The sequence below is a fragment of the Teichococcus aestuarii genome (assembly GCF_003116135.1).
Taxonomy (GTDB): Bacteria; Pseudomonadota; Alphaproteobacteria; order Acetobacterales; family Acetobacteraceae; genus Pseudoroseomonas; species Pseudoroseomonas aestuarii.
The window spans coordinates 1-246 of record NZ_PDOA01000104.1; the positions used below are offsets into that span (position 1 = coordinate 1).

At 73.2% G+C, this 246-nt stretch carries 1 protein-coding gene; it reads left to right on the forward strand.

From position 1 onward, the window contains the following. Positions 1-246 (forward strand): hypothetical protein (locus tag CR165_RS25315; RefSeq protein WP_181378364.1); only part of this gene is annotated, 246 nt, incomplete at both ends.

Genomic DNA, 246 nt, shown 5'->3' on the forward strand with positions numbered 1-246 from the left:
CATATCGACTTCGTCGCCACCCGGGGCGGCACCTACCACCTGCACGCCATGGCCGATGGCGCCGGCACCGGCAGCTACACGCTGCGCAGCGGCTTCTTCGACACCATCCCCGACAGCCTGGCGGACACCTCCGCGCCGGCGGCCAGCCTGACCGCCGGCCTCTCCCGCGTCGGGCGGGTGGAGAGCGCGGGCGACGTGGACGTGTTCGGCATCACCCTGCGCGCCGGCCAGGGCTACAGCTTCGAC